The organism is Actinotignum saccati (assembly GCF_051265055.1).
Lineage (GTDB): Bacteria > Actinomycetota > Actinomycetes > Actinomycetales > Actinomycetaceae > Actinotignum.
This window is the reverse complement of the sequence record NZ_JBOZCC010000003.1, coordinates 80,635-93,884: the sequence shown is the minus strand read 5'-3', so window position 1 is coordinate 93,884 and position 13,250 is coordinate 80,635. Positions and strand designations below refer to the sequence as shown.

12 protein-coding genes are annotated in these 13,250 nt (G+C 63.1%); 8 read left to right on the top strand and 4 right to left on the bottom strand.

The features are described from left to right. The first annotated feature begins 3 nt into the window (after nt 1-3). The 3 genes from ACRQEC_RS03235 (at nt 4) to ACRQEC_RS03225 (ending at nt 4,894) form a co-directional block, all read left to right on the top strand. Nucleotides 4-1,413: an AI-2E family transporter gene (locus ACRQEC_RS03235; RefSeq protein ID WP_284889897.1), complete on the top strand. Its 1,410-nt coding sequence runs from the start codon at nt 4-6 to the stop codon at nt 1,411-1,413. 84 nt (nt 1,414-1,497) lie between these two features. Next, on the top strand, nt 1,498-3,711 hold the full coding sequence (locus tag ACRQEC_RS03230) for a transglycosylase domain-containing protein (RefSeq protein WP_284889898.1): 2,214 nt from the start codon (nt 1,498-1,500) through the stop codon (nt 3,709-3,711). Nucleotides 3,712-3,814: 103 nt separating this feature from the next. Then, nucleotides 3,815-4,894 carry a hypothetical protein gene (locus tag ACRQEC_RS03225; protein WP_284889899.1) on the top strand — a complete coding sequence of 360 codons (1,080 nt, stop codon included), beginning with the start codon at nt 3,815-3,817 and terminating at the stop codon, nt 4,892-4,894. A gap of 68 nt (nt 4,895-4,962) precedes the next feature. Here the strand turns inward: ACRQEC_RS03225 and ACRQEC_RS03220 are convergent, their stop codons facing one another. Beyond that, complete coding sequence (locus ACRQEC_RS03220) at nt 4,963-5,634, bottom strand: TetR/AcrR family transcriptional regulator (RefSeq protein WP_284889900.1); 672 nt, start codon at nt 5,632-5,634, stop codon at nt 4,963-4,965. Nucleotides 5,635-5,933: 299 nt separating this feature from the next. Between ACRQEC_RS03220 and rpsF the strand changes: the two genes are divergently transcribed. The 4 genes from rpsF (at nt 5,934) to rplI (ending at nt 7,721) form a co-directional block, all read left to right on the top strand. After that, entirely contained in the window at nt 5,934-6,224 is a 291-nt protein-coding gene (gene rpsF, locus ACRQEC_RS03215) for a 30S ribosomal protein S6 (RefSeq protein WP_026428896.1), read from the top strand. Between the two features lie 57 nt (nt 6,225-6,281). Next, nucleotides 6,282-6,854, top strand: a complete 573-nt coding sequence (locus ACRQEC_RS03210; protein WP_087070176.1) for a single-stranded DNA-binding protein — start codon at nt 6,282-6,284, stop codon at nt 6,852-6,854. Between the two features lie 161 nt (nt 6,855-7,015). Next, a complete protein-coding gene (gene rpsR / locus ACRQEC_RS03205; protein ID WP_016442031.1) occupies nt 7,016-7,255 on the top strand; it encodes a 30S ribosomal protein S18 in 240 nt (79 codons plus the stop codon). A gap of 10 nt (nt 7,256-7,265) precedes the next feature. Continuing rightward, nucleotides 7,266-7,721, top strand: a complete 456-nt coding sequence (gene rplI, locus ACRQEC_RS03200; RefSeq protein ID WP_016442030.1) for a 50S ribosomal protein L9 — start codon at nt 7,266-7,268, stop codon at nt 7,719-7,721. A 232-nt stretch (nt 7,722-7,953) separates the two neighbouring features. On the opposite strand, the gene ACRQEC_RS03195 is transcribed toward rplI, so the two are convergent. Beyond that, a complete protein-coding gene (locus tag ACRQEC_RS03195) occupies nt 7,954-9,366 on the bottom strand; it encodes an MATE family efflux transporter (protein ID WP_284889901.1) in 1,413 nt (470 codons plus the stop codon). 412 nt (nt 9,367-9,778) lie between these two features. Between ACRQEC_RS03195 and dnaB the strand changes: the two genes are divergently transcribed. Beyond that, entirely contained in the window at nt 9,779-11,146 is a 1,368-nt protein-coding gene (dnaB, locus tag ACRQEC_RS03190) for a replicative DNA helicase (protein ID WP_026428893.1), read from the top strand. 122 nt (nt 11,147-11,268) lie between these two features. On the opposite strand, the gene ACRQEC_RS03185 is transcribed toward dnaB, so the two are convergent. Both ACRQEC_RS03185 and ACRQEC_RS03180 read right to left on the bottom strand, forming a co-directional pair. Then, complete coding sequence (locus ACRQEC_RS03185; protein ID WP_284889904.1) at nt 11,269-12,492, bottom strand: serine hydrolase domain-containing protein; 1,224 nt, start codon at nt 12,490-12,492, stop codon at nt 11,269-11,271. Then, nucleotides 12,489-13,211: an HD domain-containing protein gene (locus ACRQEC_RS03180; protein WP_284889906.1), complete on the bottom strand. Its 723-nt coding sequence runs from the start codon at nt 13,209-13,211 to the stop codon at nt 12,489-12,491. The genes ACRQEC_RS03185 and ACRQEC_RS03180 overlap by 4 nt, the downstream gene beginning before the upstream one ends. Between the last annotated feature and the right edge of the window lie 39 nt (nt 13,212-13,250).

Sequence of the window (13,250 nt, the reverse complement as noted above, 5' to 3'; positions counted from 1 at the left end):
CCTATGGCCGCCACTCGACCAGGTGATATTCCACGTGATCGCATTGCCCAGGCTATTAACACCCTGCCCACTCAGGTCGCGGGCTCCCGGGCGGGTAGCGATAGCGGCGGCGAGGAGAACGCGGGAGGGGCGGCGTCGTCGGCCTTAGGCAAGGCAAGCGATACGGAACATTCCGGTGGCGGTGACCACGGCGGCTCCGGGAATTCGGAGGCGAGCCGCGGCGCGGATTCGAGTAGCGGCGGGGATTTCGGGGTGAAGCTGCTGCACGCGGCGGCGCTCCTCACCATCGTCTGCGTGGGCCTCTACCTTATTCACGATTTTGTGGGGCCGGTGTTCCTGGCCCTCACCCTGGTGCTGACGGTGCGCCCCGTGCATCGCCTGCTGCTGCGCCATCACGTGCCGCGCTGGCTCTCCGGAACGCTGACCGTCTCCATTATTGTGGTGGTGCTCCTCGCGGTGGTGGGTTTGACGGCGTGGTCGCTGGGCGGGCTGCCGCGCACCCTCATGAGCTACGAAGATAAATTCACCCAGCTCTTCCAGGACACTATGACCTGGCTGGAAAGCCTGGGGCTGAGCACAGATCAGCTCAGCCAGCGCCTGGGCGACGTGCTCAATATGGACACGATTATTTCGCTGCTCAGCCAGGCATCCGGGGCGCTTATGAGCGTGGGGAGCCTCATGTTCGTGCTGGCGCTCGCGATTTTCTTCATCACCATTGACACTCTTTCCGTGCCGGCGCGCGCCCATATTGTGCGTGATCACGACCCGGATCTGTATCGCGCCCTGGCCTCCTTCGAGGGGCGGGTGCGCCAATACTGGCTGGTGGCCACGCTGTTCGGGTTGCTGGTCTCCACTCTCAATTATTTCGTCATGATGTGGCTGGGGATTCCGCTGGCGCTGGCTTGGGCGCTGTGGACCTTCGTCACGAATTACATTCCGAATATTGGTTTTATCCTCGGCGTGATCCCGCCGGCGCTTATGGGGCTGGTGGATAGCGGGCCGGCTACCGCGCTGTGGATTCTGGTGATTTTCACCTTCCTCAATGTCACAATTCAGGGCGTGCTGCAGCCGAAGATCGTGGGGGATGCGGTGGGCTTGTCCACCACCGTGACCTTCCTATCGCTGCTGTTCTGGGCGGTGGTGCTCGGGCCGCTGGGAACGATCCTCGCCGTGCCGCTCACCCTGTTTGTCAAGGCGATTTTCGTGGATTCGTCGTCGCGTTCGCGCTGGGTGGAGGCTTTCCTGGTGCCCGAATCGAATGCGAAAACCCGGGCGGAACGCGGCATTTACGATCTTGATGAACCGGTGCGGGAGATCTACCGGGATTTCACCTCCCGGGATTCCGAGGTGCGGACCAAGATGCGGGACCTGCGGAAGATTTCGCGGCGTCGTAAGAAAGGGATCCGCGGGTAGCTTGGACCACGCGGGTTAGCCACGAGCGCGTGACCTGAGGCAGACTAGATACGCGGCGCGACCACGCGCCGGTAGGGAGTAACGATGGCTGGAACGCGAACGGGTCGGACACAGAAGGGGCGCGCACGCACGCAAACGCGGCAGGGCGGCACGCGCCGCAAGCGCCCGATATGGAACTACCCGCGCCGCGGCAAGGGGCCGATTCACCGCTGGATTCCCTCGTGGCGTTTCGTGCTCGGGCTGTTCTTCACCCTGGGCTTCGGCGGCCTGGTCGCCCTGGTCACCCTCTATATTTTCCTGCCTGTGCCCAGCCCCGATGACGTTGCGACCGCGGAAAAAACCACTCTCTACTACCGCGATGGCAGCACCGAATTGGGCAGCATGTACGAGGTGAACCGCACCCCGGTCCCCCTGGAATCCCTGCCTGATTACGTGGGGAATGCGGTGGTTGCTTCCGAAGACCGCACCTTCTACTCCAATTCCGGGATTGACCTGGGTGGCATCGCGCGCGCCGTCGTTAATAATATTCGCGGCGGGGCGCGGCAGGGCGGCTCCACCCTCACCCAGCAGTACGTCGAGAATTACTACCTGGGCACCACCACCGATTACATCGGCAAGGTGAAAGAAGCCGTGCTCGCGGTCAAGGTGGACCGCAATTCCTCCAAACAGGACATTCTGGAAAACTACCTCAATACCATTTACTTCGGGCGCGGGGCCTACGGGATTGAAAGCGCGGCCCAGAACTACTTCGGGATTCCCGCCGCGCAGCTGAGCCTGGACCAGGCCGCGCTGCTCACCGCGGTTATTCCCGCGCCTTCGGCCTGGGATCCGGCCGTGGATCCGGAGCGGGCCGCCCAGCGCTTCGACCGGGTCATTAACCGCATGCTCGAGGACGGCTATATCACCGCCGAGCAAGCCGCGGCCGCCACCATGCCCGCAACCATCGACTACGTTGCCGCCAAACAATTCAGCGGTACGAACGGGTATCTCTTGGCCGCCGCCCAGCAGGAGCTTATCGCCACGGAGAAGTTCACCGAGGACAGCCTCAACCGAGGCGGCTATACGATCGTCACCACAATTGACCCGACCATGCAGCAGGCCGCGGTCGACGTCGTCAATGCGCTCCCCAAGGACCGCCCGGAGAATAATTACGTCGGGATGCTGTCCGCGGATCCTTCCACCGGCGGTATTTACGCGATGTACGCCGGCGCGGACTACCAGGAACGCCAGCGCAATACCGTCACCCAGGATCGCGCCCAGGCCGGATCAACCTTCAAACCCTTCGGCGCGCTCGCGGCCCTCAAGCAGGGCAAATCCATCGACGGCACCTATTACAATTCCCCCGCGGAACTAAAAATTGGCGATATCACCATCAGTAATTTCGACGACGCCAATATGGGCAATATCAATATGCGCACCGCCACCGCGAACTCGGTGAATACCTACTACGCGCAGCTCAACGAGGAAGTGGGGCCGCGTAATACCCGCGCCGCCGCGATTGAAGCCGGGATCCCGGAAACTACGCCGGGCCTGGATAATTCCCTCACGAATGTGCTCGGCTCGGCCTCGCCCACCAATAAGGAACTCACCCAGGCCTTCGCCGGTTTCGCGAACCGCGGGGTGAGTGTGCCCTTGCATCTGGTCAGCGAGGTGCGCGACGCGCAGGGCACCGTGGTGTACCGCGCGGATACCGCCGGCAAGCGGGTGCTCGATCAGCGCGTTGCCGATAATCTCAACGAGCTGCTCCAGGAGCCCACCGGCCCGCGCGGGACCGCGGATCGGGCCGGGCGCCTCGGCTTCCAGGTGGCCGGGAAAACCGGTACCTCCACGGATCTGAAATCCGCGTGGTTCGTGGGCTACAACCCGAAGATTATTACCACGGTCAATATGTTCCAGATCGGGCCGAACGGTGAGGAAGAATCGCTGGGCGGCTGGGGCGCCTACCCGTGGGGTATCGGCGGGAACGGCTACCCGGTGGATATGTGGGTGGACTTCATGAAGGCCGTGACGGGCGAGATGGATTTGCCGAAGTTCCCCGAACCGGAACTGATTGGGGACAAGCGCCCCAGCTACCGCCCCACGCGCCCCGAACCGGTGGAAGAAGTAACGACGACGCCAGAACCGAGCGCGGAGCCTACCGAGCAGCCAGCGCCGGCCACCGAGGAGCCGGAGCCTGAACCGAGCGCAACAGTGCCCCCGGAGCTGCGGCCCACCCGGATGCCCGCCCCGCCCACGGAAACTATCCCGCTGCCCACCGAGCCGGCCGAACGCGAGCGCGTTCCCGGTGCGGTTGGGTGAGTGTGGCTAGTGGGGTTCCGGTGCCGTCAGTTAGGCGCGGGCTAGCAGGCTAGTTCGCTCCGCACTCTCGAAGTGTGACGCACCCGCGTTTTAGACTGGAGCCATGAAGATCTATCCCTTCTGGGCGCGGGAAAGCGCCCCGGTATCTACCGCCTCGGGGCCGGCCACGGTGGCGCAATGGGGCTGGTCCGCGAACTCGGAAGAGGAAGCGCGCAAAGTCGCGCGGGCGCGGCTGCACCGCCTTGTTGATCGCATCGCTAAACTCGGTCATTTTCCCCGCGAACGCCAAGCCCGCGCGGAATACTACCCGGGCACCCCGCTGCGCGAAGAAATTCTCGCCGTGCTCAGCGAAGCGAACGGCACCCCCACCTGCGCGATTACCCGCAATCGCTACGGAGCCGAAGTCCTCAACACCTCCGATATCCTCATCGCGGACGTGGACGTTCCCGAATTAGAAGAAGCGGCTCGCGCAGCAGGCTCCCGTAAGCCCGGCTCCGGCAAGCCCGGTTTCTTTGCCCGGCTTTTCGGTTTCGGTGCGAAGAAGCAGGAGCGGCCCGCCGGATCGGCTTTCGATCCCGCACCGCAACCGGCCCGCACACCGGAACCCGCGCCGACTACCGCGTCGCTCGCCGCACCGGCACCGGATCCCGCCTCCATCCCGGGGCTCATTACCGAAACGGCTCCGGTGCGCCAGTACATGATCGAAGCCGAACTCATCGCCTTCGACCGCATCGAACACTTCGCGCGCCTCAATGCCGCCTGGCCGATTTTCGTCTACCGCACCTTCAAAGGCTTCCGCGTTATCGTGGCGGTGGAGGGTATCGCCGCGGACTCCGGGGAAGCGCAGATGATCCTCAACCAGCTCGGTTCCGACCCGCTCTATATGCGCCTGTGCCGGGTGTACGAATCCTACCGGGCGCGCCTGACCGCCAAACCCTGGCGAGTCGGGATGGCGGCGCCCAGCGTGCGCTGGCCCGAGTACGATGCGTCGTCGGCGCTATGCGATCCGGTTGCGCGCGAGAAAATGCAACGGTGGTTGGCGCAGTACGACGACGCCCGCGCCGGCCACGCCACCACGCGCTTCCTTGCTGCGTTTGGGCCCGCTCCTACCGGGCGTGCCGCGCAGGTGGTGGAGCTGCACGCGCGCGTGACCGGAGCGGAATCCGGCCTGCCGCTCGCCTAAGTTGGGCCTGTGCAGCTTGGTCTGCTGCTGGTCTAGAGGCGGCCTCCGCCGCTGGTCTGAACGGTGACTTAGAGCTGGAGGGTGCCCGCCCACTGGTTGGCGACGGTATCGAGGTAGCCGAGGTGGTCGTCGAAGAGGCCGGCGTACCTTTCGGTCATCTCCAGGGTGATGGTGCCTACCAGTTCCGTCCACGCGCGGATCACGGAGACGATGAGGCCGTCGGGTAGGTCGCCCAGTTCCGCATCGAGGGAACCGAAAGTCATGCGGATCCGCCACAGGTCCACCCCGAGCGCGCGGGTTTCCGGGCCGGTTAGGGCCTTATTGCGCCCGCCTTTGGCGATGCGAGCCAATTCGAGGGGCACGCGCAGGGCCGCGGCCGTGGTCATTTCCGGATTGGAAAAATCAATAGCGCTGGCACCGTAAATAAGGGAGAAGCGGTTCGGGTAATCAAGGGCCCAGGTGTGGGCGGCGCGCCAGGCTGCCACCCAGCGTTCCCGTCCCGATATTTTCTGGTCCGCCGCCCGGCGCATCGCCCCGGCCAAATCGCGGTAGGATTCGGCCGCCAGGGCGGTGAGGAGTTCTTCGCGGGAGCGCACGTGGCGGTAGGGAGCACCCGGGGAAAGCTCAAGGGAACGAGCAATCGCGCGCATGGAAAGCTGTTCGGCACCGGCGCGGTCAAGCTGCGCGCGGGCCGCATCCAGCAGCTTGTCCCGCGTGGTGGGTGCTTCACCTTCACTCATAGCTCGCTCCTGTACTTGTGCCCGGTAGGCCGCCTCAATCGCGGTGGAGCGACCTGGGGAGCAGCCTAGGGAAAGTCTACCGGTCACCTCCCGGTTTCGGCCGGGATTCTCACGGAAATACGGGCCAAAAGGCGTGGGCCGCTCCATATTTAACCATCTGGAAAACAGTGCCGGCACCGGCTAGACTGAGGGACTGACCTATCTGTTCGCGGGCGCAAGCATGCGAAGGGGCGGGTCAACGCATAACCCTTCTGCCGCGGACGGACCGCGGCCGTTTAGACCAGAGGAGGTGGGTAGACATGCGTGAATACGAGATGATGATCATCCTTTCTCCGAACGTTGACGAACGTAATCTGTCGACCAACGTTCAGAAGCTGCTCCAGGTTGTCCCCAATGAGGGCGGCGAACTGGAAAAGGTCGATATTTGGGGCCGCCGGAAGCTTGCTTATGACATTAACAAGCACTCGGAAGGCATTTACGTCGTCGTCGATATGAAGGCGACTCCCGCAACCGCAAGCGAACTTGACCGCCAGCTCAGCCTCAATGAGGATGTGCTCCGCATCAAGCTCCTGCGTCGCGACGAAAAGTAAACGTACCACCAGCGTAAGAACCGAATCTGAGAAAACAACGGGGTAAAAGGAGCGATTATGGCAAACGAACCGGTCATTACGATCGTCGGTAACCTCACCGCCGATCCGGAAATGCGTTTCACGTCAGGTGGTGTGGCGGTCGCGAGCTTCACGGTTGCTTCCACCCCGCGCAAGCGCAATGCCCAAACTGACCAGTGGGAAGATGGCGAGCCAATGTTCGTGCGGTGCTCGGCGTGGCGTGACTACGCGGAGAATGTCGCCGAATCGCTGTCCAAGGGCATGCGCGTGCTGGTAACGGGCCGGCTCACGGTCAATCGTTACCAGACCCAGAACGGGGAACAGCGCGAAGGTCTGGAACTTCAGGTTGATGAAATTGGGCCCTCGCTGCGTTACGCGAAGGCTCAGGTGACGAAAACCAGCGGTGGCGGTAATTACAATCGCGGCAACCAGGGTGGCTACGGCCAGAATCCGGGTGGTCAGGGCGCGCCAGGCGGCCAGGGTGGGCAGGGCTCTTACGGGGGTCAGGCCAGCTACAACGCTCCGCAGGGCGGCTCGGCCTACGATCCGTGGAGCCAGCAGCCGCAAGCCCCGCAGGGCGGTTCCGCTTTCGACGATATGCCCCCGTTCTAAATTTTCGGCTAGATATCCGTTCTAGATTTTCGGGACTACGCACACACCCATAAGTGACATTTTGGCTCGGGCAACCGCCCCGCAGCGCGCCGCGCACGGTAACGCGCGGGATTCGCGGGAATTGCGCTAGGCACGAGTCGCAGCAACATTAGGAGAAAACTATGGCGAAGGGACATCTTCGCAAGCCGTTGAAGCGGAAGACCGCTCCGGTGAAGGCCATCAAGGTCGGCAATATTGACTACAAGGACACCGCTACGCTGCGCAAGTTCATTTCGGACCGCGGCAAGATCCGCGCCCGCCGCGTGACCGGTGTCAACGTTCAGGAGCAGCGCAAGATCGCCAAGGCGATTAAGAACGCCCGTGAGATGGCTCTGCTTCCCTACTCGAGCAACGCTCGCTAAGGAGGCAATAATGAAGCTCATTCTTACGCACGACGTCGAACGCCTCGGCACCGCCGGTGATGTTGTCACCGTCAAGGACGGCTACGGCCGTAACTACCTGCTGCCGCGCGGCTACGCCACTCCGTGGACCAAGGGCGCTCAGAAGCAGATCGACCAGATGGCCGAAGCGCGCCGCAAGCGCTCCATCACCGATCTGGAAGCCGCGCACGCCCTGCGCGATGCGCTCAACGAAGCCGTGGTGCAGGTGAAGAAGGCCGCCGGTGAAAACGGCCGCCTCTTCGGCGCGGTGACCTCCAAGGACATCGCCGAAGCCGCCACCGAAACCGTGGGCAAGCCGGTGGACAAGCGTTGGATCACGCTTGCCTCCCCGATCAAGTCCCTGGGCAGCTACACCGCTAAGGTGCGGGTGCATGAGGATGTCACGGCATCCCTCCAGGTGGATGTGCTGCGCGCACCCAAGAAGTAATAGTTAGTTAGCAGGCCGCGCATCCCTCGTGGACGGCACGGCTGATAGCTGATTGATAAAACGCGAAGGCGGGGGAGAACCTTTATGGTCTCCCCCGCCTTTGTGCTGCCCGCGTTAGCTGCGGGGGTGCTAGGTGTTTGCAGCGCTGTACTTCGTATGTACAACATTCGCAGTACACCCCGGAAAACATATACCAGGTCCGGCGGCCCACGCCCCGGCCCCGCCGCTTCGCCTAGCTCCCCAGCTGCACCCACTTTTCCCCGCGTACCCGCAGGTACATAGGCAGCGCCCGGGCGCTCATGCATACCCCGGCATAGCCGATCCACAGCCAGATGAATCCCGTCTGCCCGGACGTCCATTCCAGCAGCCCGAGCACCATCGGCCCGTACAGGGCGAGGGGGATAAACATCATCCACGCCAGGGTTTTAAGGTCGCCCGCGCCAATGAGCACGCCGTCGAGAATAAAAGCGACCGAGGCGATGGGGAAAAATACCGCAATGACGAGGAGGCCCCAGAAAGCCAGCCAGCGCACGTCCCCCGCGGTGCTCATGATCCGCACGATCAGCGGTGAGGTCAGAACAGTAGCCGCGCCCAGCACCGCGCCGACGCTCATGCCGCGGCTCAGGCAGCGCCCGAGTACCGTTCGCAGGCGTGATTCGTCGCCGGCACCGGAGGCTTGGCCCACGAGGATTTGGGCGGCCATGGCGAGGGCGTCTAGCCCGTAGGAGGCGAAATTCCAGATGGTCATGGTGATTTGGTTCGCGGCCAGCGCTTCGGTGCCGAGCTGGGTGGCCCCGGTTATTTGCAGCAGGATCAGCACGCGCAGCACCGCGGAACGCACGATGAGGGGCACGGAATCGTGGAGGGCGCGTAGCACCCCCACTCCACGTGGAGCGAGCGGCGCGTGGTGCTCGCGCGCATGATGTACGACGACGCCGGTAAGGACCACGCCCATGACCGTTTGCGCCGCTGCCGTACCTATTCCGGCGCCCGCCAGGCCCAGCCCGGCGGGGTAGATGAAAACGAAATTGAGGGGAATATTGACGAGTGCCCCGAGCACCGAAACTTTGAAGGGTGTGGTGGTGTTTCCGAGCCCGCGCAGGGTTCCGGTGGCGGCGAGGACGACGAGCATGCCGGGCAGTCCCGCGGCAGAAAAACGCAGGTAGCGTGCCCCTTCGGTGATAACGACTCCCTCGGCGCCGAAAAGCGCGAGGATCTGGGGTGCCCAGATGGCTAAGATCGCTCCGAGTAGCACGCCCAGCGTTCCGGCGAGCCACAGGCCATCCATGCCCTGGGAGAGGGCGGCTTTCATGCGCCCGGCTCCCACGTAGCGGGCGGTGGCGGAGGTGGTGGCGTAGGCGAGGAAAATGCATAGCCCCACGAGGGTGGTGAGGATGGTGGAGGCGAGGGCGAGGCCGGCGAGCGGCCCGGTACCCAGGTGGCCGACCATCACGGTATCCGTGGCGACGAGAAGCGGCTCGGCCAGCAGGGAGCCGAGGGAGGGCAGGGCCAGGCGCGCGATCTCGCGGTCAATGGCGTGCTTGGTGGTGGGGGCGCTAGCGCTGCGAGTTCCGGTGGTGCCGGAGTCGGTGGTGCCGGTGTGGTCCCCAGCGGGGCCGTGAGGATGCTTCTCGGGTGTCGTCACGTCCGCTAGCTTAGCCGAGCTCGGGTGAGGCCGCCGGGCGTGCGGCTCGGGAAGCAGTGCCCGGCGCCGGTGCCGGGTAGCGGCCCCTCACCCCACGGCCACGACTACTTGAAGAAAGCCTCAACGTGAGTGACGTCACGTAGTTAAGATGTGGAGAACTTTCCCGCAGAATATCCACAGTTGTGGACAAACTTGGGGACGGGATGGCGGGGATTTCCCCCACTCCATCCACAGCTGTGGATGAATCTGGGCATAAATGGTGAACAATCCCCAAGCTATCCACAGTTTGTCCACCGGTTATGCACGGATCCGCCGGCGTGTTTACACATCCGCACAGAAGAATTAACTTGAAATTCACCTCGTAAACGCGTTACGAAAGCCAGTGGAGAACTATCGCCGAGAAAGGGAAGCCATGTCCGTCGTCAATAACGGTGCGAAGATGCAGGGGTCATCTTTCGAACGTACCCCTCCCCAAAATCTCTCGGCGGAACAATCTGTGTTGGGCGGAATGCTGCTCTCCAAAGATGCCATCGCCGATGTGGTGACGGTGCTGACCGCCGATGATTTTTACCATCCCTCAAACGCCACGGTCTTCACGGTCATCCTGGAACTTTTCGGGCGCGGGGAGCCGGCCGATGCCATTACCGTGGGTGCGGAGCTGAAGAAACGCGGGGATCTCGAGCGGATCGGCGGGCTGCCGTATCTGCACACCCTGGTTGCTTCGGTGCCCACGGCTGCGAATGCCGGTTATTACGCGAATATTGTGCGCGAACAATCCCAGCTGCGCGGCTTGGTGGAAGTGGGCACCCGCATCGCCCAGCTCGGCTACACCACGGACGGCGCGGATGTTATGGGCCTCATTAATATGGCCCAATCGGAAGTGTTTTCCCTCGGGCAGTCACGTGAGGCCACGGATTACGCCACGATGGCGGAAATCGTTCCCGGCCTCCTGGACGAACTTGAGAAGAACGCGGAACGCGCGGGCAAATTAGAGGGGGTGGCCACCGGGTTTATTGACCTGGACGCGAAGCTCAACGGCCTGCGTGCCGGGCAGATGATTATTGTGGCGGCCCGCCCGGGCGCGGGTAAGTCCACCCTGGCGATGGATTTTTGCCGGCAGGCAGCCATTCATGATCACCAACCGGTGGTCTACTTCTCCTTGGAAATGAACCGCACGGAACTGTCCATGCGTTTGCTCGCTGCCGAAGCGGGAGTTTTCCAAGATCGCATGATTAAAGGTGAGATGACGCAGCAGGATTGGGACAGGGTCGCCGGCGCCGTCGAACGTATTTCTACCGCGCCGCTTATTGTGGATGACTCGCCGAATCTTACCCTGCCGGAAATCCGCGCGAAATCGCGGCGTCTCAAGCAGCAGCACGATATTCAGATGATCGTGATCGACTACCTCCAGCTCTTGGCTTCGGCCGGGAAAGTTCCCGAATCGCGCCAGCAGGAAGTCTCGGAGTTTTCGCGCTCGATTAAGTTGCTCGCTAAGGAATTGGAAATTCCTATTATTGCGGTGGCGCAGCTCAACCGTGATTCGGAAAAGCGTAATGATAAGCGCCCCCAGGTGGCTGACCTGCGTGAATCAGGTTCGCTGGAGCAGGATGCCGACGTCGTCCTTCTTATCCACCGCGATGATATGTACCACCAGGATTCTGAGAAGGCCGGCCTGGCAGAAGTCATTATTGGCAAGCAGCGTTCCGGGCCTACCGGCACCGTGGAAGTGGCCTTCCAGGGCCATTACGCGCGTTTCGCGAACCTCGCGGATAATAACTAAACGCCAAAGAACCGCGGGGTGGGCTGAACCGCGGGGGCGCGCTGCCGATATGCAACGCACCCCCGCGCAAAAATACTATTGTTCTACCGCCGGCGCTCTACCATCAGCACTCTGCCGTAGCTTTACGCCAACTCAAGGCTGTCCCGCACCGCGGCCAGCAGCCGGCAGACGCGCGCCTGCGGGAGCGGCTCGGAGGAGAGCTGGTTCTCCACGTAGGAGAAGGAGATACCGGTGCCCGGGTCCGCGAAGGAAAGGCAGCCGCCGCGCCCGTTGTGCCCGAAGCTGCCGCGGGAGAGCATGGGTTCGCGCTGGCTGCCCAGCTGGAATACCAGCCCGTAGCGGGAGGTCGAATCGCAGAGCACTTCGTCGAAGCCTTCGGCGCGGGTGGCTGATACTGCGGTAATGAGCTCGGCATCGTAGCGCGCATAGCGCCCATCGCAGAATATCGCGTAGAGCGTCGCCAAGGAGAGCGCGTCGGCATGCCCGTTAATAGAGGGCATTTCCGCATCGAGGAAATGCGGGTCGGTAATGGCCGAATCGGTATCCTTCGGGGATTGGTAGGCGTAGGAGGTTGTGGAGTTCGGGTCGGCCTGGGCCTGGCGCAGCGCCCCGCCCCAGCCTTGGGTGCGCGGGCCCCAGAAATGCTTGGCGATGCGCGAGCGCTCAGATTCGGGGCAACCAATCCACACGGAAAGGTTGAGGGGCGCCCGGAAGTTTTCTTCCAGGTAGTGCTTGGGGGTGAGGCCGGATACCCGCCGCACCAGCTCCCCGGCCAGATAGCCCATGGAGAGCGCGTGGTAGCCGTGTTTGGTGCCCGGCTCCCAACGCGGGGCCTGGGCCGCGAGCTCGGAAGTAATAAGATCCCAGTCGAAAAGCGCGCTCGCGGGCAGGATATGGTCAAAACCGGGCAGGCCGGCAGAGTGGCTGGCCAGCTGGCTCACCCGAATATCTTCCTTGCCATTGGCGGCAAATTCGGGCCAGTACTCGGCCACCCGCGCGTCCGGATCAATGAGCCCGCGCGCCACGCAGTCCGCGAAGCAGATCCCGGTCAGGCCCTTTGTTTGCGAGAAAATAAGCTGCACCGCGTTTTCCGGGTAGGGCGTACGCTCGTTAATAGGGTCTTCAACGACGGCGCCGTCGGCCACGCCGCCCCCGGTATTTGCACCGGCGGGCGGGTTCCAGCCCCCGTAAATATTGACCACGGGTTCGCCGTGCCAGAGCACCGCGATTTGCCCGCCGCGATCCTGGTTGGTGGCAATGGAGGCGGCGAAAGCGTCGACCACCCGCGCGAATTCCGGGGCGTAGGAGCCGCGGATGGAATCGCGCGCCTGCGTGAATGTTGTCATGGATTCCTCCTTGAGTGCGCCGAGGGTACGGACTCTCCCTCGGCAAGGTCCATATATGGGTGCGCGCTGGCTAGCTGCTCACGCATCCGGGAAAAGTAATACTCCTGAAATTCCAGCGCTTCAATCCACAGGCGTTGCGCACTGCGGGTGGCGCAGCGGTAGTGGCGTTCGCGCCCCAGGCGCGCCAGGTATCCGTCAATAAAATCGAGCTGTTCGGGCAGCGGCATGGCGTCCATATTGTGATACAGCAGGGTGTCATGGATGCGGTAGACGCTGAAGCGGTCCACGTTATCGCAGTCCCCGACCGACCGCGCGAGCACGCTGGCCTCCGCCGGGTATTCGCGCTGGCCGCGATATTCGGGGGAATCTTCGGGGTATTCGCTGCGGCCATCGGTATGCATAGCGATGCCTTGGCAAATCTCCATAACCTCCGCTTCCGGCATGCCCAGGTTTTCCAAAAAGGGGCGCACGAGCCGCGCGCCGGCTCGCCCGTGATCTACCGGCCGTGCGGAATCAAATTTCCCGATGTCGTGCAGGAGGCAGGCAATTTCGAGGGTATCTACCGCCAGGCCTTCGGACATCGCGACCCCGCGCCCGATGGCCGCGACCCGTAAACAGTGTTCGTAGCGGTAGCGGCGGGCGCGCGCGCTGGCCGGGGCGCCTTCCAGGTGCTCGCGTAGGAACGCGAGGGCGGGGCGCAGGTACGGATTCGTTGTCACGTTTCTATTGTGGCACGCCACGCGGACTCCCTTCCGTAC